Source organism: Nonomuraea sp. NPDC051298, from assembly GCF_055586305.1.
In genome coordinates this window covers 134,132-152,870 of record NZ_JBVJIM010000006.1, presented here as the reverse complement: position 1 = coordinate 152,870, position 18,739 = coordinate 134,132, and the positions used below count along the sequence as shown (strand labels likewise).

Here is an 18,739-nt window from a genome sequence, read left to right as displayed (position 1 = left end):
ACGTCTCACCGGCACGGTCGCCCCACGGCCTCGAGCCGCGACAGGGAGGCGGCCACCCGCAAGCAGCCACCGCCCCCGACGCGGCCCGGTTCAACGCTCCGCGGGTTCCGGCTCCACCTCCGCCCTCTTGGCATCGCGAGCCGACTTCATCAGGCTCAACACCGTCGTGACGGCCAGGGTGCCGAGAATGACCCCGAGAGACACCAGGATCGGGATCTCCGGCGCCCACGACACCCCGTCGTGGTGCATGGCCTCGAGGATCAGCTTGACCCCGATGAAGGCCAGCACCACCGACAACCCCTTGCTCAGGTAGACGAGCCGGTCGAGCAGCCCGCCGATGAGGAAGAAGAGCTGCCGGAGCCCCATGAGGGCGAAGGCGTTGGCCGTGAAGACCAGGTAGGGCTCCTTGGTGAGCCCGAAGATGGCCGGGATGGAGTCGAGCGCGAACAGCAGGTCGGTGGTCCCGATGGCGACCATCACGATCAGCATCGGGGTGACCATCCTGCGGCCGTGGTGCACGGTGAGACGGGCGCCGTGATAGGTGTCCGTGGTCGGGAGCACCCGGCGAACCGTCCGCAGAACGGCGTTCTCCGAGAACTCCTCCTCTTCCTCACCGGTCTTGATCAGTTTCCACGCCGTGTAGACGAGGAAGGCGCCGAAGACGTAGAAGAGCCAGTCGAACCTGGAGACGGCCTCCGCGCCGGCGGCGATGAAGGCGCCGCGCATGACCAGCGCCAGGATGATGCCGATGAGCAGCACCTTCTGGCGGTACTGCCGCGGCACCTGGAATCTGCTCATGATCAGCAGGAACACGAAGAGGTTGTCCACGCTGAGTGAATACTCGGTGATCCACCCGGCGAAGAACTCCCCGCCGTGCGCGGGGCCCGACAGCAGGAGCAGGCCGATCCCGAAGAGCACCGCGAGACCCACGTAGAACGACACCCAGCCCACGCACTCCTTGAAGGAGGGCTCGTGGGGGTTGCGGGCGACGAGGTAGAAGTCGAGGGCGAGGACGAGACAGAAGCCGCCGATCGTGGCCAGCCAGATCCACACTGGCAGGTTCACCTACGCGCTCCCTTCCGTGCCCTCACCAGGCTGGCGTAACGGATGTACTGGCTGAGCAGGTCCTTGGCGAGCGGGTTGCCGCCGGCCCTGCGCACCAGCCAGTGGGGCATGAGGCGTTCGTGCATCCACACGAAGCCGATCGCGAAGCCGAGGCTGACCATCGCCTGGAACGCCAGGAACAACGGCACCCCGTCGGCCATGCCGACCCCGGCCACGCTCTCCTGCAGGAGCCGCGAGACGGGGAAGGCGGCCATCCAGTAGAGGCCGACGGGCCCGAAGGTCCCCGGACGGAACACGCCGTGGCCGAGGAGCACGCCGTACAGGCCGCCGAAGAAGGCGAGCGGCGCGGCGAGCGCCAGGGCCGACAGCGCGGCCAGCCCGGTGGGCTGCCCCGCGAACAGGGTCAGCCCACCGGCCATGGCACCGGCGACGGCTCCGATCGACGCCCCTGGCAGGGCGAGCTCGATGCTGTGCCGTCCGATCATCAGCCCACGACCACGCCGAAGGCGAACAGACTGTAGAGCAGCATCCCCAGGTAGAAGACCGCCCCGAAGCCGATGATGGCGTTGGACCACCACTTGGGCCTGATCGGCTTGGGCAACATGCGGTTGTTCACCAGGAGCAGGGTCACGCAGTACGCGCCCATCGCGAACGTCGACAGGAACGCCAGCGTGTCCAGGATCGCGCTGGGCCCGTCTGCCGGGCCGAACAGCAGGATCCCGATGCCGAAGAGGATGACTCCCCAGAGGAAGATGCCGTACAGCTTCGACATGCCGAGCTTCTTCGCGCCGGGCACGAAGTTGAAGGTCATGTCGGCCTGTCCCCTGGAGAAGGAGTCGAACAGGCCCAGTGTGGCGTTCAGGCCGATCAGCGCGATGAACCCGAGGAACACGACCCCGAGAACCGAGCTGCCCGCCGCGGAGACGGCGTCGGCCATCGCGGTCAGCGCCACCTCCCGGTCGTCGCCCCGAATGACGTCACGCACACCAGGGTTGATCCGCACCGCGGACTGGGCGATCACCGTGAAGGAGATCGTGACCAGCATGGTGACGCCCCAGAACAGCAGCAGCGCGTCGAACGTGACCCAGCGCCGCCAGCCCTTCCACTTCGCCATCTCGGCCGGGTCGTCGGTGTCGAACATGAACCCGCGGTTGGGCATCTCCTCTTCCTCGCCCGCGTGGCGCAGGCCGCGCACCTTCGGGATGTGCGCGCCCATTCCGGCCCCGGAGTCGCGCAGGTGCAGCGTGTACCACATCTGCTGCATGCCCGAGGGTCCGGCGAACGCGCACGCCCCGACGATGACGGGGAACCAGGCGGCCGACATGGCCTCCGACGGCAGGTAGCCGATGGAGAACATGCCCGTGATCGTGGTGCCCACGTCGCTCCAGGAGCCGACCATGGCCGCGACCACGGCCGTGCCGAGCACGAGTGCGCCGATGAGCAGGGACAGCACGTTCTCGAGCAGGTTGTAGATCACCTTGGCCAGGGTGAAGACCACGCCGACGAGGATCAACCCGGCGACCGCGGTCACCACCCAGGGTATTCCGGTGATCTCCTCGAACGCCGCCGCTCCCGCCGACAGGTGTCCCGGCCAGATGTAGACGGCGATCGCGACGATGAAGAAGAACCACATCAACGGCTTGAACACCCTGGCCGCGCCGGAGAAGATGCTCTCCCCCGTGGCCATGGCGTAGCGGGCCATCTCCAGCATCACCACGGCCTGCAGGGTGACGCCGATCAGGAACAGCCACCTGATCTCGGGCCCGAACAGCAGCACCAGCCTGGGCCACATGTACGACTCGCCCATGCCGACGCCCAGTGCGACCAGGAAGACCGTCGGCCCGAGGATGTGCACCGAAGGGGGCGCGTCGGGGAGCTTCCTGATGGGCATCGGCTCAAGCCGGCCCGCTTTCCATACTCTGTCGTCCTCGACCGGCGGCGTGGCCGTCGCCGGTGGGGTGTTCGATGTGTCCACCTACGGACCTCCTGGGGGGTTGTTGCCTTTCCTATGCGCCCCGAATAGCCCCCTCGCCTGGTGCTGCTGCGCTCGGCTCTTAGCTCAGCAGACCGGCCGCCCTGGCCCATCGGTACTTGGCACCGAGGACCGCCACGGGCTTCTCCGTCGTGTACGGGTACGCGACCACGCCATGCTCGAACAGGTACTCGCTGGCCTCCTCAACTTCGGTGTCGCCGGCAAGTGACGCGACGACCGGCTTGACATTGCCCTTCGCCCGCTCCTCCGCCACGACGCGGGCGATGAGTTCGGCGAAGACCATCGGCGGCGTCACGATCGTGTGCCAGTAGCCCAGGACGAGAGCGTGGATCCGCTCGTCGGCCAGGCCCAGGCGGACCGTGTTCTCGTAGGTCGAGGGGGGTTCGCCGCCGGTGATGTCGATGGGGTTGCCCGCCGCTCCGAACGGCGGGATGTAGGCGCGGAAAGCCGCGTCCAGGTCGTCCGGGATGTCCATGAGGGTCAGCCCGGCGTCCACGATGGCGTCGGAGAGCAGTACGCCCGATCCGCCCGCCCCGGTGATGATCACGACGTTCTCGCCCTTGGGGGCGGGCAGGATGGGCAGCGCGCGGGCGTACTCGAGCATGTCGTTGAGCCCCGGCGCGCGCACCACCCCGGCCTGGCGCAGGATGTCGTCGTAGACCTTGTCGTCGCCGGCCAGCGCGCCGGTGTGTGAGCCCGCGGCCCGCGCGCCCATCGCGGTGCGCCCGGCCTTGAGCACGATGACCGGCTTCTCCTTGACCACGCGGCGGGCGGCGTCGACGAAGCCGCGCCCGTCCTTGAGGTCTTCCAGGTGCATGGCCACGGCCTTGGTGTTCTCGTCCTGCTCGAAGAAGGTGAGCAGGTCGTCCTCGTCCACGTCGGCCTTGTTGCCGACGCCGACGATGGCCGAGACGCCCATCTTGGTCGTGCGGCTGAAGCCCAGGATGGCCATGCCGATGCCGCCGCTCTGCGAGGTCAGCGCCACGCTGCCGCGCACGTCGTACGGCGTGCAGAAGGTCGCGCAGAGGTTCTCCGGCGTGTAGTAGTAGCCGTAGATGTTCGGCCCGAGCATGCGCACGCCGTGCCTGCGGGCGATCTCGACGATCTCCTTCTGGCCCTCGACGTTGCCGGTCTCGGCGAACCCGGACGGGATCATGATCGCGCCGGCCGCGCCCTTCTCGCCGACCTCCTCCAGCGCCGGGGCGACGAACTTGGCGGGGATCGCGAAGACGGCCACGTCCACGTCGCCGGGCACGTCCGCCACGCTCTTGTACGCCTTCAGCCCCATGATCTCGTCGGCCTTGGGGTTGATCGGGTGGATCTGCCCCTTGTAGCCGCCGTTGATGAGGTTGCGCATGACCGAGTTGCCGATCTTGCCGGTCTCGGCGGAGGCGCCGATCACGGCGACCGAGCGCGGCTTGAAGATGCGGGTCATCTGCCGCAGGATCTCCTCGCGCGGCAGCCTGCCGACCTCGGGCTGCGGCTGCCCGATGAGGACGCGCACGTCGGCGGCGACGGCGCCGTTCGCGTCGGCGAAGACCGGGTTGAGGTCGATCTCGACGATCTCGGGGATGTCGGTGACGAGCCTGCCGACGCGCTCGATCAGCGCCGCCAGCGCCTCCCTGTTCGCGGGCTCGGCACCACGGGCACCACGCAGCACCTCCGCTGCTCTGATGTCGTCCAGCATCCCGAGAGCATCATCGCCTGAAAGTGGGGCAAGCCGGAAGGTCACGTCCTTGAGGACTTCGACCAGGACGCCGCCGAGCCCGAAGGCGACGACCTTGCCGAAGGTCGGGTCGGTGACCGCGCCGACGATGACCTCGTGGCCGCCGCCGACGAGCTGCTGCACCTGGATGCCGTCGATCTTCGCGTCGGGGTTGTAGGCGAGGGCGTTGGCCAGGATCCGGTCGTAGCCCTCGCGTACGTCCTCGGCGGTCTTCAGGCCGACCAGCACGCCGCCGGCGTCGGTCTTGTGCAGGATGTCCGGGGAGACGATCTTCAGCACGACCGGGAACCCGATCTCCCCGGCCAGGCGCTCGGCCTCGTCGGCCGAGGTGGCCAGGCCCTCCCCCGGGGTCGCGATGCCGTACGCCAGGCACAGCTCGCGGCCTTCGGGGGCGGTCAGGGCCGTCCGCCCCTCGGCCAGCGCCTTCTCTATGACATCCCTGATGGGCACTAGATGACTCCGTTCGTCTTGAGGTCGGCGAGTTCGTCCGCGCTCACGCCGAGCTCGCCGTAGATCTCCTGGTTGTGCTCGCCGAGCAGGGGCGGCGTGCGGACGTCCACCGGCGAGTCGGAAAGCTGCAGCGGGCTGCCGACCGTCACGAACTCGCCGCGTTCCGGGTGCTCGACGCGGACGACGATGCCCTCGTCGCGCAGGCTCTCGTCCTCCACCAGCTCCTTGGTGGACAGGATCGGCCCGCAGGGGATGTTCTCGGCGTTGAGGCGGTCGAGCACCGTCCACTTGTCGTGGCGGATCGTCCACTCCTCGATGAGCTGGAACATCTTGTCCAGCTTGGGCAGCCGGGCCTCCGGCGTGGCCCACTCGGGGTCGTCGGCCAGCTCGGGACGGCCGATGATGTTCGCGACCGGCTTCCAGCCGACCGGCTGGACGATGACGTAGATGTAGTCGTTCGGGCCACCGGGGGCGCAGCGGACCGCCCAGCCGGGCTGCCCGCCGCCGCTGGCGTTGCCGGAGCGGGGCACCTCGTCGCCGAACGTCCTGTTCGGGTACTCGCGCAGCGCCCCGTGCGTCAGGCGCTGCTGGTCGCGCAGCTTGACGCGGCACAGGTTCAGCACGGCGTGCTGCATGGCCACCTGTACGCGCTGCCCCCGCCCGGTCTGGTTGCGCTGGAAGAGGGCGGCCAGGATGCCGGCCACCGCGTGCACGCCGGTGCCCGAGTCGCCGATCTGGGCGCCGGTGGCCAGCGGCGGGCCCTCCTCGAAGCCCGTGGTGCTCATCGAGCCGCCCATGGCCTGGGCGATCACCTCGTACGCCTTGAACTTGGCGTACCGGCCCTGGCCGAAGCCCTTGATCGAGGCGTACACGAGGCCCGGGTTGAGCTCCTGGAGGCGCTCCCACGTGAAGCCCATCCGGTCGACCGCGCCCGGGCCGAAGTTCTCCACGAGCACGTCGGCGCTCTTCACCAGCTCGGTGAAGATCTCCTTGCCGCGCTCGCTCTTCATGTTGAGCGTGATGCTGCGCTTGTTGCAGTTGAGCATCGTGAAGTAGAGGCTGTCGACGTCGGGCACGTCACGGAGCTGTTGCCGGGTGATGTCGCCGGTCGGGGCCTCCAGCTTGACCACGTCGGCGCCCAGCCAGGCGAGCAACTGGGTGGCCGACGGGCCGGACTGGACATGGGTCATGTCGAGGACGCGGACACCTTCGAGAGCCTTCATGTCGGATCCCCTACTTGTACATGGTCTGGTTCATGGTGCCGGGGGCGTAGACCTCTGGGTCGACCCAGACGTTGATCAGCGAGGGCTTGCCCGACTGCCGGGCCCGCTCCAGGGCGGGGCGGATCTCGGCCGGGTCGCGCACCTCCTCGCCGTAGCCGCCCAGCAGTTTGGCGAAGTCGCCGTAGCGGATGTCGCCGAGCGTGTTGCCGACGCGGCCCCGGTCCTCGCCGTACTTGGCGGCCTGGCCGTACCTGATCTGGTTCATCGAGGAGTTGTTGCCGACGATCCCGATGAACGGCAGGTCGAAGCGGACCATGGTCTCGAAGTCCCAGCCGGTGAGGCTGAAGGCGCCGTCACCGAACAGGCAGAGCACCTCCTTGTCGCGCCGCGCCTGCTTGGCGGCCATCGCGAACGCCATGCCGACGCCGAGCGTGCCCAGCGGGCCCGGGTCCATCCAGTGGCCGGGGGACTTGGGCTGGACGACCTGGCCGGAGAAGGTGACGATGTCGCCGCCGTCGCCGATGTAGATCGTGTCCTCGGTGAGGAACTCGTTGATCTCGTGGACCAGCCGGTACGGGTCGATGGGCTGGGAGTCGGAGAGCTGGCGGGGCAGGCGCTTCTCGTACGCCTGGGTCTCCACCGCGCGCAGCTCCTCCAGCCACTCCTTGCGGCGGGCCGCGCCGTTCTCGATGCGGCCGCTGGCCGCCTGGGCCGCCGCCGCGAGGACGAGGCCGGCGTCGCCGACGATGCCCAGGTCGATGTCCCGGTTCTTGCCGACCGTGCGGTAGTCGAGGTCGATCTGGACGACCTTGGCGGTCGGCGACAGACGCTTGCCGTAACCCATCCGGAAGTCGAACGGGGTGCCGACGATGATGATGAGGTCGGCCTCGGTGAAGGCGTACCGGCGGCTGAGCTGGAAGTGGTGCGGGTCTCCCGGCGGGAGGGTGCCGCGGCCCGAGCCGTTCATGTACGCGGGCACGTTCAGCGACCGGACGAAGTCGATGGCCGCGTCGGTCCCCCGGCACGTCCAGACCTGGCTGCCGAGCAGGATGCACGGCTTCTCGGCGTGCGCCAGCAGGTCGGCCAGCCGCTCGATCGCCTCCGGGTCGCCCTGCTGGCGGGTGGAGGCGCGGTAGTGGCCGGGCTCGGGGATGCGGGCCTTCTCCACCGGGACCTTCGCGTCGAGCACGTCACGCGGGATCTCCAGGAACGATGGCCCCGGAGCCCCGTGGTAGCACTCGCGGAAGGCCATCGACACGATGTCGGCCACCCGCTCGGTGCTGGGCACCGTGGCCGCGAACTTGGTGATCGGGGTCATCATGTCCACGTGCGGCAGGTCCTGCAACGAGCCCATCTTGTGCTGGCTCAGAGCGCCCTGGCCGCCGATGAGCAACATGGGGCTCTCCGCGCGGAAGGCGTTGGCGACGCCCGTTACCGCGTCGGTCGTGCCCGGGCCGGCGGTGACCACGGCACAACCGGGCTTGCCGGTGATGCGCGCGTATCCGTCGGCGGCGTGCGCGGCCACCTGCTCATGGCGTACGTCGATGACCTCGATGCCCTCATCGACACAGCCGTCGTAGATGTCGATGATGTGGCCACCACAGAGGGTGTAGATCACGTCTACGCCCTCGGCCTTGAGGGCCTTGGCTACGAGATGACCGCCAGAGATCGTTTCCGACATTATGCCACCCTTTCCCGGCGACGAAGCTCTCTGTCTTCCGCATACTGCATACCGTATGAACGCAATGGTTACTCCCTCCGGATCGGCCTGTCTAGACCCCAGCGGGCAACTCGATCAGCTCGACCTGTTCACCGGCCCACCCCGGCGGCACCACCGCCAGGGCGTCGGCCAGCGCCGCTCCCCAGAGCGAGCCGGGCCTGTCGTGCCCCACCGGCACCGCGCCCCGGCCCGACCTCCGGACCGGAACCAGGCGGGTGTCGTGGGGGTGTGCCCGTACCGCTCCAGCCAGCGCGCTCGTCTCCCTGGCGGCGGCGGTGCCGGTCAGCTCGCGCAGGATCGGGGCGAGCAGGGTGAGCGCGGCGGCCAGGGCCGCGTACGGGTTGCCCGGCAGGCCGACGAGGAGCCGGCCGTCGGGCAGTCGGGCCAGGAGCTGCGGGTGCCCCGGGCGTACGGCGACGCCGTCGACGAGCACGTCGGCGCCCAGGTCGGCGAGCACGGCCCGCAGGTGGTCGGCCGGCCCTCTGGACGACGCCCCGCAGACCACGACCACGTCGGCGGCGGCGTCCAGAGCGGCGTCCAGGCCGGTGTCCGGGGCGGTGTCCGGACCGGCGGCCGGGGCGGGCCAGCCGTCGAGCGCGGCGCGCAGCGGCGCCGGGCCGTCGGGCAGCCGGATGCGACCGGCGACCCGCCCCCCCGCCCACTCCACCAGCCCCGGCAGGAACGGCCCGATCGCGTCACGGACCCGTCCCGGCGCGGGCAGCCCGTCGTCGACGACCTCGTCCCCGGTGACCAGGACGGCCACGTTCGGACGAGGACGCACCAGGAGCGCGTCGTGCCCGAGGCCGGCGGCCAGCCCGAGCGCCACCGGCGTGACCACCGCGCCGACGCCCAGGACGACCGCCCCTTCGGGGATGTCCTCGCCCCGCCGCCGGATGTGCTTGCCCGGCTCGACGACGCCGTGCACCAGCGACCCGGGCACCAGCGACCCGGGCATCGGCGATCCCTGCACCGGCGATCCGGGTACCAGCGATCTGACCTCGGCGTGCTCGTAGGCGAGCACCGCCTCGGCGCCCACCGGCACCGGCGCCCCGGTGGCGACCTCCACGGCCTCGCCCGGATCGAGCACCCGGCCGTAGGGGACCCCTCCGGCCAGCACCCGCCCGGCCACGTGCCACGGCCCCGCCCCCGCCACCGCGTAGCCGTCCATCGCCGAGACGTCGACTCCCGGCACGGCCACGAGAGCCCGCAACGGCTCGGCCAGCCGGCAGCCGAGCGCCTGCGCGAGCGGCACCGACGAGGGCTTCAACGGGCAGGCCGCACCGGCCGCGAGGGTGCGCGCGGAGGGCCATGAGATCGCTTCCACCACTGGTCCATGCCACAAAACGGTCACAGGCACACTCCTTGACCCTCGTTTTTCCATACTGTATACCGAATGCACAACGGGCCGCACATAGCGGCCCGTCGCAAGTTACGGGCCCGTACTTGACGAATCCGACGCGAGAACGGAGCGCAGCATGAAGGTCGCTGTTCTTGGCGCCGGCGCCATCGGCGCATACGTGGGGGCCGCCCTGCACAGGGCGGGCGTGGAGGTGCACCTCATCGCGAGAGGCGCACACCTCCAGGCGATACGTAGTGCCGGTGTGCGGGTGCTCACCCCCAGGGGCGACTTCGTCGCCCATCCCCATGCCACCGACGACCCGACGCAGGTAGGGCCGGTGGACCACGTCTTCCTGGGCCTCAAGGCGAACAGCTATGCCTCGTCCGGCCCCATGATCAAGCCACTCCTCCACGACACCACGACCATCATCGCCGCACAGAACGGCATCCCGTGGTGGTACTTCCACGGGCTCAAGGGCCCCTACGAGGGCTACCGCATCGAGAGCGTCGACCCGGGTGGCGCCGTGACGGCCGCGCTGCCCCTGAACCGGGCGATCGGATGCGTCGTCTACGCCGCCACGGAGATCGAGGAACCAGGCGTGATCCGCCACCTCGAAGGCACCCGCTTCTCCATCGGCGAGCCGGACGGCACGCTGACCGAACGATGTGCCTCCTTCAGCCACGCCGCCGTCGAGGGCGGGCTGAAATGCCCGGTGGAACGAGACCTCCGCCGGGACGTCTGGATCAAACTCATGGGAAACATCGCCTTCAACCCGATCAGCGCCCTCGCCAGGGCGACCATGGCCGGGATCTGCCGCCACGACGGCGCCAGGGAGCTGGTCGTGGCCATGATGCAGGAGACCGTCGAGGTCGCCAGGCGGGTCGGCTGCGACCCGGGGATCTCCATCGAGCGCCGTCTGCGCGGCGCGGAAAAGGCGGGCGAGCACAAGACGTCCACGCTCCAGGACCTGGAGAAGGGCAAACCGCTGGAACTCGACGTGCTGCTCGCCGCAGTCGTCGAGCTGGCCGATCTCACCGGCGCGGAGGTGCCGACGCTGCGCGCGATCCACGCGGTGAGCGACCTGCTGAACGAGAACCTTGTTCGTGCGGGGTAGCTCTGAATACCGTAGATTGTGTACTGTATGGAGGATCATGAGCTTAGGCCGCCTGCCCGACGGCGGGCACGGCCGGGATCAGGGCGACGCCGTACGCGTCGGGAAAATTGTCGAGGCCGTGTGAGTACATGGACGTGAGATTCCGCGACGACGAAGTGTCGGGCGGAGACCGCGCCGTGGCCGGCGCCCCCTGCGGGCCGCCCGCCACGGCGCGGGAGGGCGGCCCGCGCGATGGTTCTGGCCCGCGCGCGGCCACCCGCACCTGCGACGGCCCCGCCACGCGAGATGACCTCCGCGCCAAGAGCCGCTTAGGGTGCAAATATGTCTAGGGTCTCCGTGAAGAAGCGCATCCTGCGGGTGCAAGATGCCACCCGCGTCCGCAAGGTCGACATGCTGGCCGCCGAGGAGCCGCTGGAGATCCGGCTCAACGGCGCCCCGCTGACCGTGACCATGCGCACGCCGGGCGACGACTTCGACCTGGCGGCCGGGTTCCTGGTCAGCGAGGGAGCCATCGGCTCGCCGGACGAGATCTCCACGATCCGCTACTGCGCGGGCGCGACGGTGGACGGCGGCAACACCTACAACGTCCTCGACGTGCGGCTGGCTCCGGGGGTCCCGGCGCCGGAGCCGCGCAACTTCTACACCACCTCCTCGTGCGGCGTCTGCGGCAAGGCGTCGCTGGAGGCGGTACGCACCGTTGCTCGCTGGAGTGCCGGTGACGACCCGGTCGAGCTGGCGCAGTCGACTGTCGTGGGCCTTCCCGGCCGGCTGCGTGCGGCCCAGCGGGTCTTCGACAGAACCGGGGGCCTGCACGCGGCCGGCCTGTTCACGGCCGAGGGCGAGCCGCTGTGCGTACGCGAGGACGTGGGCCGGCACAACGCCGTGGACAAACTGCTCGGCTGGGCGCTGCGCGAGGGTCGGCTGCCGCTGCGCGGCACCGTGCTCATGGTGTCGGGCCGGGCGTCGTTCGAGCTGGTGCAGAAGGCGGTCATGGGCGGCGTGCCCGTGCTCGCCGCCGTATCGGCGCCGTCCTCGCTGGCGGTCGAGCTGGCGGCGGAAGAGGGGCTGACGCTCATCGGGTTCCTGCGCGGGGACTCGATGAACGTCTACACAGGCGAGCGGCGACTGCTCGCGGCACGGCCGGCGAAGGGAGCGCCCGGCGAGGCGAGCGGGCAGGACGCGCGAGAAGACGTCACCTCGGGCGCCGGCAACGGCTCTGCCGGCGCACGATCACCGGGGTGATGAACGGGATGCCGCACGGCGCGCCTGGCCCCCAGCCGCCGTCGGCATCCCACTAATCGTGTCAACCCGGCGGATTTTGACAACCATTTTCATTTTGCCGCATACTGACACACATGATGTCAGGACTCTCCCGGTCGTGTGCTGTCGGTCTGCTGGCCGCAGCGACCCTGCTCACCGCCACCGCCTGCGGCTCCGGCACCGCGGACACCTCCGCCGCGCCCGGGGGCGGCAAGCCCGAAGTGGTCGCCGCCTTCTACCCGCTGCAGTGGCTGACCGAGCAGGTCGGGGGGTCCGACGCGCAGGTGACGGTGCTGACCGCGCCCGGGGTCGAGCCGCACGACCTGGAGCTGGGCATCCCGCAGGTCACCGAGATCAAGAACGCCGCGCTCACCGTCTACGTCAAGGGCGTCCAACCGGCCGTGGACGACGCCGTCGACCCCGCCAGGAGCTTCGACGCGGCCACCGCCGTCACCACGATCCCGGCGGGCGGGCATGCCGAAGAGGCACACGCGGCGGGTGAGGAGGAGCACGCCCACGAGGTCTCGTACGACCCGCACATCTGGCTCGACCCCTCCCGCCTGGCCACCGTCGCCACCAAGCTCGGCGAGCGCCTGGCCGCGGCCGACCCCGCGCACGCCCAGGGATACCGCGACCGCGCCGCCACGACGGCCGCCGCGCTCGGCACGCTCGACCAGGAGTTCGCCCGGGGACTGAGCGCGTGCAGGACCAAGACGCTGGTGACCGCGCACGAGGCGTTCGGCTACCTGGCCGACCGCTACCGGCTCAAGCAGGTCGGCATCACGCTCGACCCGGAGACCGAGCCGTCGCCCACGCGCCTGTCCGAGGTGGCCAAGCTGGCCAGGTCCGAGGGCGTGACCACGATCTTCACCGAGTCCCTCGTGAGCCCGAAGGTGGCCGAGGTGCTCGCGAGCCAGGTCGGCGCCAAGACCGCCGTGCTCGATCCGCTGGAGAGCAAGCCCTCGGGCGACTACGTGTCCGCCATGCGCGATAACCTCAAAACACTACAAACAGCACTGGGGTGTACGGCATGAGCGAAACGGCCTTCGCGATGACAGACGGCCGGGTCTCCTTCGACGGCAAGCCCGTCCTGCGGGGGATCGACCTGACCGTCCGTCCCGGGGAGGTCGTCGCCCTGCTGGGCGCCAACGGCTCCGGCAAGTCGACGCTGGTACGGGCGCTGCTCGGGCTCACCCCGCTCACCGGCGGCCACACCCTGCTGTACGGCGTCCCGCCCGGCAGGTTCCGGGACTGGTGGCGCATCGGCTACGTGCCGCAGCGGCTCCAGGTGGGCGGCGGGGTGCCCGCGACCGTGCGCGAGGTGGTCGCCTCGGGCCGGATCGCCCGGCAGAGCCGGCTGCGCAGGACCAGCGCGGCCGACCGGGCGGCAGTGACGGGCGCGCTGGCGGCCGTCCGCCTGTCCGACCGGGCCCACGACCCGGTCCAGTCGTTGTCCGGGGGGCAGCAGCAGCGGGTGCTCATCGCCCGCGCGCTGGCCGGGGAGCCCGACACGTACGTGATGGACGAGCCCACCGCGGGCGTCGACGCCGAGACCCAGCGGTTGCTCGCCGACACGCTGGCCGGGCTGGTGCTCGGCGGCAAGACGGTGGTGCTCGTGGCGCACGAGCTGGGCCCGCTGGAGCCGATCATCACCCGCGGCGTGCTGATCCGCGAGGGCCGCGTCGCCCACGACGGCCGTCCGCCGCGTCCCGAGGGCGAATGCGCCCGGCCGGGGCACGAGCACCAGCACCCGCACGCCGCGGAACCCGTCGCGGGACCGCTCACCGGGTGGCAGGGGGAACCAAGGTGATCTTCGAACTTCTGCAGGAGCAGCTCTTCCAGCTCGCCCTCGTCGCGGCGCTGCTGGTGGGCCTCTGCGCGCCGGCCGTGGGCACGTTCATCGTGCAGCGCCGGCTGGCGCTCTTGGGCGACGGCGTCGGGCACGTGGCGCTGACCGGCGTGGCGCTGGGCTTCCTGACCGGCACCGCGCCCGTCCTGACCGCCGTGATCGTCTCGATCGCCGGAGCCGTGGCCATCGAGCTGGTCAGGGCGCGCGGCCGGACGAGCGGCGACGTGGCGCTCGCGCTGCTGTTCTACGGGGGCATCGCGGGCGGTGTCATGCTCATGGGCATCGCACCCGGCGGGAGCACCGCCAAGCTCAACTCCTACCTGTTCGGCGCCATCGCCAGCGTCACGGTCGAGGACATCTGGGTCATCGCCGCGCTGGCCGCCGCCGTGCTCGCGGTCGTCGCGGTCTTCGGCAGGGAGCTGTTCGTGCTCTGCCAGGACGAGGAGATGGCCAGGGCCAGCGGCCTGCCGGTGCGCTTCCTGAGCCTGCTCATCGCGGTCACGGCCGCGCTCACCGTGGTCATCGCCATGCGGGTGGTCGGCCTGCTGCTGGTCAGCGCGCTCATGGTGATCCCCGTGGCGACCAGCCAGCAGCTCACGCGCGGGTTCCGTACGACGATGGGGCTGGCCATGGTGTTCGGGGTGCTCGCCTCCGTGGGCGGGCTGCTGGCCTCCACCTACTCGGCGAAGGTGCCCCCGGGCGCCGCGATCGTCCTTCTTGCGCTCGCCGGCTTCGTCCTGGCCCTCGGTGTCGGTAGATTCGTACGGCGAGGCCGTACCCAGCAGTCGACATCGAGCGAGCGACCAACGCTGCGCGTCGAGGAGGTCGCATGACGACAAGGCGCGATGCCGTGCACGACACCCTGCGCAAGAGCGAGGGTTTCCGCAGCGCGCAGGACGTCTATGCCGAGATGCGCCTGCACGGCGCGAAGATCGGGCTGACCACCGTCTACCGGGCCTTGCAGGCGCTGGCCGACGGCGGCAAGGTCGACGTGCTGCGTACCGACGACGGCGAGTCCGTCTACCGGGCGTGCGCGACCGACACCCATCACCACCACCTGGTGTGCCGCCGCTGCGGGCGCACCGCGGAGGTCGCCGGGCCGGCCGTCGAGCGGTGGGCGGACACGGTGGGGCGCGAGCACGGGTTCACGGAGATCACGCATACGGTCGAGGTCTTCGGGACCTGCGCGTCCTGCTCGGGCCCGGCCAAGACGCGCTGAGCGGCTCCTGTCCCGCTCCGTCTCCGGCCGGGGCGGGTCCGGGTGGCGCGGAGGCGTGGCGGGAGCCGTACAGGACGCCCAGGACGATCACCGCGCACCCGGCGAGCTGCAGCGGCGACGGCCGCTCCGCCAGCGCGAGCGCGGAGATCGCCACTGTCGTCATGGGCTGCACCAGCAGCAGGAGCGCGGTCAGCGCGGCGGGCCGGTGCGGCAGCGAGTACGTGATCAGCGACCACCCCAGCACCTGCGGCCCCAGCGCGAGCAGCACCAGCCACCCGTGCCCCGGCCAGGCCGGCACGAGGTCGACGCCCCCGAACCACGGGCCGAGCAGCGCGATCACCAGCGTGGCCACGACCGTGGCGTGCGCCAGCGGCCCCGCCGCCCGATCGGACCCGGCCTTCATCAGCAGCAGGAACGCGGCGTAGAAGACGGAGGTCGCCACCCCCGCGAGCACACCCATCGGCGGATCGCTCCCGTAGGCGGCGCTGTCGAACATCCCCGAGATGAGCACGACCCCGGCGAAGACGACGGGCGTGCCGATCATCAGGCGCGTGGACGGCCGCTCCCCGAACACCCACCAGGCGGCGAACGCCACGATGAACACCTGCAGATTGCCCAGCACGGTCGCCGGCCCGGCGCCCACGTAGCCGATCGCGTGGTGCCAGAACAGCAGGTCGAGCGCGAAGACGACCCCCGCGGCCCAGGAGTGCACGAGCGCCCGGCGCGGCAGCGGGCCCAGCCTGCGCCGCTCCAGCCAGGCCAGCAACAGCATCGGCGGGACGGCGTACGCGCAGCGGAACAACGCCGAGGTCGCCGGCGATACACCGGCGAGCCGCACCAGCGGAGCGGAGGTGGAGATGACGAGCGCACCGGCGATCGCGATCAGCACGATACGACGATGTGCGCTCACGGAAACCTCTCGAACCCCCCACAGGAGATACGCTGCGACCACGCTAGAACCCGGCGCGGACAGGAGTCGACATGCCGTTTGGCCATGACATGGTGCATGCTTTGGCCACCGTTGTCGAGTTGGTCAACACCTCGCCGTCCACCGGCGGCGACGAGGGTCTCGCCGACCTGGCCGAGTTGCAGGCGTTCGTGGAGTCCAGGGAGATCAGCGGCATCGACCGGCTCACGGCCCGCGACCTGGGCCAGGTGCGCATGGTGCGCGAGGCGTTCCACCGCGTCTTCACGGCGTCCGACCAGCCGGCGGCCGTACGCATACTCAACGCCCTGCTCGCGGAGACGCGCATCACGCCCCGCCTGACGGAGCACGACGGGCACCCGCTCCACGTGCACTACTTCGCCGCCGACGCCACGCTGGCCGAGCACGTGGCGGCCGACTGCGGGGTCGCGCTCGCCCACCTGCTCGTGGAGGGGGAGGCCGAACGCCTGCGCACCTGCTCGGCCCCCGACTGCGACCGGGTGTTCGTGGACGAGTCACGCAACCGGTCGCGCGTCTACTGCGACAGCCGCACCTGCGGCAACCGCATGCACGTCGCCGCCTACCGCGCCCGCCGCCGCGCCTGAAACGGCCGTTTCCGACGGGTGGTGAGCGGTCAGGCGCCGAAGTCGCGGTGGCGCAGGGCCAGGAGGCCGGGTGCGGCGAGGAGGGCGGTGGCGGTGATCAGCCCCGCCGTGGAGCCCAGGGCGAAGGGGCGCCGGTGATCGCCACGTGAGGGGACGGCAGGCGCGCCTCGGTGACCAGCAGGTGCCCACCCGCCCAGCGCAGCACGGTCAGCGGGGTCGACTGCAGCGTCTGCGCCCGACCCGAGGTCTCCTCCGAACGCGGCCGCAGCGTCATGAGCACCGGGTAGAGCGCGACGGCGTAGGCGAGGATCAGGCACCACGGGTACGCGGCGAGCTGCGTCGGCCCCCATGGGCACGCCGAGAAAGTGCGTGATGTTGTCCACCACGACGCTCGGGGAGCAGGCCGGGCCCGAGGTCGCAGCGGTCGAGCAGCGCGTACGCGACGGCGTATGGGAATGGCGGTCACCAGCGCCGAGAGCCCGAGCACCCGCCGCTCCTCCTGGTACGGCCGCACCAGATGGCTCCAGCCGATCGGCGTCAGCCCCGTCTGCCCGGTCGCGTCCGCGGCGAAGCGCGTGACGTGGGCGAGCACGAGGAGGGTCAGGCCGATCGCCGTGGCCGTGTGCGCGCTGCGGACGAGCTGGGCCGCGACCGCGCCGAGCGCGTGCTCCCCAGCACAGCTCCTGGAGCAGGGCGGGCGGCTAGACCTGGTTGGGGATCGCGCCGCCGTAGCGGCGGTCGCGCTTGGCGTAGATCTCGCACGCCTCCCACAGGTCGCGGCGGTCGAAGTCGGGCCAGAGCCGGTCGAGGAACACCATCTCGGCGTAGGCCGACTGCCACAGCAGGAAGTTCGAGATCCGCTGCTCCCCCGAGGGGCGCAGGAACAGGTCGACCGACGGGATCTCGGGCTCGTCGAGATAGCGGGCGAAGACCTTCTCGCTGACCTTGGACGGCTTGACCCGTCCGGCCGCGATGTCCGCGGCCAGCTTGACGGCCGCGTCGACGATCTCCGCCTGCCCGCCGTAATTGACGCAGAACTGCAACGTCAGCGTCCGGTTGGACACGGTCATCTGCTCGGCCGCCTGCAACTCGGAGATGACGCTCTTCCACAGCCGCCCGGGCCGGCCCGCCCAGCGCACGCGTACGCCCATGGCGTTCAGCTCGTCACGCCGTCGCCGGATGACCTCGCGGTTGAACCCCATCAGGAAGCGCACCTCGTCGGGCGAGCGCTTCCAGTTCTCCGTCGAGAACGCGTACGCGCTGAGGTAGGGGATGCCCATCTCGATGGCGCCCTCGATGACGTCGAACAGCGAGGACTCGCCCGCCTTGTGCCCCTCGGTGCGGGGGAGCCCGCGGGCCTTGGCCCAGCGGCCGTTGCCGTCCATGACGACGGCGACGTGCCGGGGCACCAGCTCCCGAGGGATGGGCGGCGGAGTGGCCCCCGACGGATGCGGGGACGGAGGTCGTACGTTCACGCGGGCTCCCTTTCGACGTGTCGGAGAGAGCGTATTCCGTGTTCGAGGTGCCATTGCAGATATGCCGCGACCAGGCCGCTGCACTCGCTGCGATGGCGTGACTCCGAAGCGTCGGCGGTGGCCCAGTCGCCGCGCAGCAGCGCCGTCATGAGGCCGAGCGTCTCTCCGGCGGGCACGGCCGAGCCGGCCGGCCGGCACGCCCCGCACACCACTCCCCCGGCGACGATGGCGAACGCCCTGACCGCCGGGGCCTGGCACTTGGCGCACGCCTCCAGCGCGGGGGCGTAGCCGGCCACGGCCAGGGAGCGCAGGAAGTAGGCGTCGAGCACGAGCCGGGCCTCGTGCCCGCGGTCGGCCAGCGTGCGCAGCCCGCCCACCAGCAGCAGGAACTGCCGCAGCGCCGGCTCCTTCTCGCCGTGCGTCAGCCGGTCGGCGGTCTCCAGCATCGCGCTGCCGGCGGTGTAGCGGGGATAGTCGGCCGCCAGCGCCTCGCCGTAGGGCCTGATCGTCTCCGCCTGGGTGACGACGTCGAGTGTGCGGCCGGTGTGAAGCTGCACGTCGACGTGCGTGAACGGCTCGAGCCTGGCCCCGAAGCGCGAGGTCGTGCGGCGCACGCCCTTGGCCACCGCCCGGATCTTGCCGGTGCGCTTGGCCAGGATCGTGACGATGCGGTCGGCCTCACCGAGCTTCTGAGTGCGCAGCACCACGCCTTCGTCACGGTAGAGACTCACTCGCAACATCTTACGGCCACACCGCATTCCGGCGGACTGGACGTT

The 18,739-nt window shown here is 70.7% G+C and carries 18 protein-coding genes; 7 read left to right on the top strand and 11 right to left on the bottom strand.

Going from position 1 to position 18,739, the window contains the following annotated elements:
• Positions 1-90 precede the first annotated feature (90 nt).
• From ACZ6S0_RS20275 to ACZ6S0_RS20245, 7 genes are all read right to left on the bottom strand, one after another.
• Positions 91-1,065 (bottom strand): TerC family protein, encoded by a 975-nt coding sequence (locus ACZ6S0_RS20275; RefSeq protein WP_465919663.1) that lies wholly within the window; start codon positions 1,063-1,065, stop codon positions 91-93.
• Positions 1,062-1,550 (bottom strand): hypothetical protein, encoded by a 489-nt coding sequence (locus tag ACZ6S0_RS20270; protein ID WP_465919661.1) that lies wholly within the window; start codon positions 1,548-1,550, stop codon positions 1,062-1,064. The genes ACZ6S0_RS20275 and ACZ6S0_RS20270 overlap by 4 nt, the downstream gene beginning before the upstream one ends.
• On the bottom strand, positions 1,550-3,040 hold the full coding sequence (locus ACZ6S0_RS20265; protein WP_344892089.1) for an Nramp family divalent metal transporter: 1,491 nt from the start codon (positions 3,038-3,040) through the stop codon (positions 1,550-1,552). The genes ACZ6S0_RS20270 and ACZ6S0_RS20265 overlap by 1 nt, the downstream gene beginning before the upstream one ends.
• 79 nt (positions 3,041-3,119) lie before the next feature.
• The gene (locus ACZ6S0_RS20260; protein WP_465919654.1) at positions 3,120-5,234 is read right to left on the bottom strand and encodes an acetate--CoA ligase family protein; all 2,115 of its coding nucleotides are present in this window, start codon (positions 5,232-5,234) and stop codon (positions 3,120-3,122) included.
• Complete coding sequence (gene frc, locus ACZ6S0_RS20255; protein ID WP_465919652.1) at positions 5,234-6,457, bottom strand: formyl-CoA transferase; 1,224 nt, start codon at positions 6,455-6,457, stop codon at positions 5,234-5,236. Before frc ends, ACZ6S0_RS20260 begins: the two co-directional genes overlap by 1 nt.
• A gap of 10 nt (positions 6,458-6,467) precedes the next feature.
• Positions 6,468-8,138, bottom strand: coding sequence for a thiamine pyrophosphate-binding protein (locus ACZ6S0_RS20250; RefSeq protein ID WP_465919650.1), 1,671 nt, complete (start codon positions 8,136-8,138; stop codon positions 6,468-6,470).
• A 91-nt stretch (positions 8,139-8,229) separates the two neighbouring features.
• A complete protein-coding gene (locus tag ACZ6S0_RS20245) occupies positions 8,230-9,504 on the bottom strand; it encodes a molybdopterin molybdotransferase MoeA (protein ID WP_465920308.1) in 1,275 nt (424 codons plus the stop codon).
• Between the two features lie 148 nt (positions 9,505-9,652).
• Here ACZ6S0_RS20245 and ACZ6S0_RS20240 point away from each other — a divergent pair, with 148 nt between their 5' ends.
• The 6 genes from ACZ6S0_RS20240 (at position 9,653) to ACZ6S0_RS20215 (ending at position 14,958) form a co-directional block, all read left to right on the top strand.
• Entirely contained in the window at positions 9,653-10,630 is a 978-nt protein-coding gene (locus ACZ6S0_RS20240) for a 2-dehydropantoate 2-reductase (RefSeq protein ID WP_465919646.1), read from the top strand.
• A gap of 321 nt (positions 10,631-10,951) precedes the next feature.
• Positions 10,952-11,872, top strand: a complete 921-nt coding sequence (gene fdhD, locus ACZ6S0_RS20235) for a formate dehydrogenase accessory sulfurtransferase FdhD (protein ID WP_465919643.1) — start codon at positions 10,952-10,954, stop codon at positions 11,870-11,872.
• A 113-nt stretch (positions 11,873-11,985) separates the two neighbouring features.
• On the top strand, positions 11,986-12,924 hold the full coding sequence (locus tag ACZ6S0_RS20230) for a metal ABC transporter substrate-binding protein (protein WP_465919641.1): 939 nt from the start codon (positions 11,986-11,988) through the stop codon (positions 12,922-12,924).
• Positions 12,921-13,700, top strand: a complete 780-nt coding sequence (locus ACZ6S0_RS20225; RefSeq protein WP_465919637.1) for a metal ABC transporter ATP-binding protein — start codon at positions 12,921-12,923, stop codon at positions 13,698-13,700. Before ACZ6S0_RS20230 ends, ACZ6S0_RS20225 begins: the two co-directional genes overlap by 4 nt.
• Positions 13,700-14,572, top strand: coding sequence for a metal ABC transporter permease (locus tag ACZ6S0_RS20220; protein ID WP_465920304.1), 873 nt, complete (start codon positions 13,700-13,702; stop codon positions 14,570-14,572). The genes ACZ6S0_RS20225 and ACZ6S0_RS20220 overlap by 1 nt, the downstream gene beginning before the upstream one ends.
• The gene (locus tag ACZ6S0_RS20215) at positions 14,569-14,958 is read left to right on the top strand and encodes a Fur family transcriptional regulator (protein WP_465919635.1); all 390 of its coding nucleotides are present in this window, start codon (positions 14,569-14,571) and stop codon (positions 14,956-14,958) included. Before ACZ6S0_RS20220 ends, ACZ6S0_RS20215 begins: the two co-directional genes overlap by 4 nt.
• Here ACZ6S0_RS20215 and ACZ6S0_RS20210 read toward each other — a convergent pair.
• Positions 14,894-15,847 (bottom strand): DMT family transporter, encoded by a 954-nt coding sequence (locus ACZ6S0_RS20210; protein ID WP_465919632.1) that lies wholly within the window; start codon positions 15,845-15,847, stop codon positions 14,894-14,896. The two genes, ACZ6S0_RS20215 and ACZ6S0_RS20210, sit on opposite strands and share 65 nt — an antisense overlap.
• Positions 15,848-15,960: 113 nt before the next feature.
• On the opposite strand from ACZ6S0_RS20210, the gene ACZ6S0_RS20205 reads away from it, so the two are divergent.
• The gene (locus ACZ6S0_RS20205) at positions 15,961-16,488 is read left to right on the top strand and encodes a CGNR zinc finger domain-containing protein (protein WP_465920301.1); all 528 of its coding nucleotides are present in this window, start codon (positions 15,961-15,963) and stop codon (positions 16,486-16,488) included.
• Between the two features lie 97 nt (positions 16,489-16,585).
• Here the strand turns inward: ACZ6S0_RS20205 and ACZ6S0_RS20200 are convergent, their stop codons facing one another.
• The 3 genes from ACZ6S0_RS20200 to recO form a co-directional block, all read right to left on the bottom strand.
• A complete protein-coding gene (locus ACZ6S0_RS20200) occupies positions 16,586-17,080 on the bottom strand; it encodes a hypothetical protein (RefSeq protein ID WP_465919628.1) in 495 nt (164 codons plus the stop codon).
• Positions 17,081-17,189: 109 nt separating this feature from the next.
• Positions 17,190-18,017 (bottom strand): isoprenyl transferase, encoded by an 828-nt coding sequence (locus tag ACZ6S0_RS20195; protein ID WP_465919625.1) that lies wholly within the window; start codon positions 18,015-18,017, stop codon positions 17,190-17,192.
• Positions 17,960-18,694, bottom strand: a complete 735-nt coding sequence (recO, locus tag ACZ6S0_RS20190) for a DNA repair protein RecO (RefSeq protein WP_465919622.1) — start codon at positions 18,692-18,694, stop codon at positions 17,960-17,962. Before recO ends, ACZ6S0_RS20195 begins: the two co-directional genes overlap by 58 nt.
• Positions 18,695-18,739 lie beyond the last annotated feature (45 nt).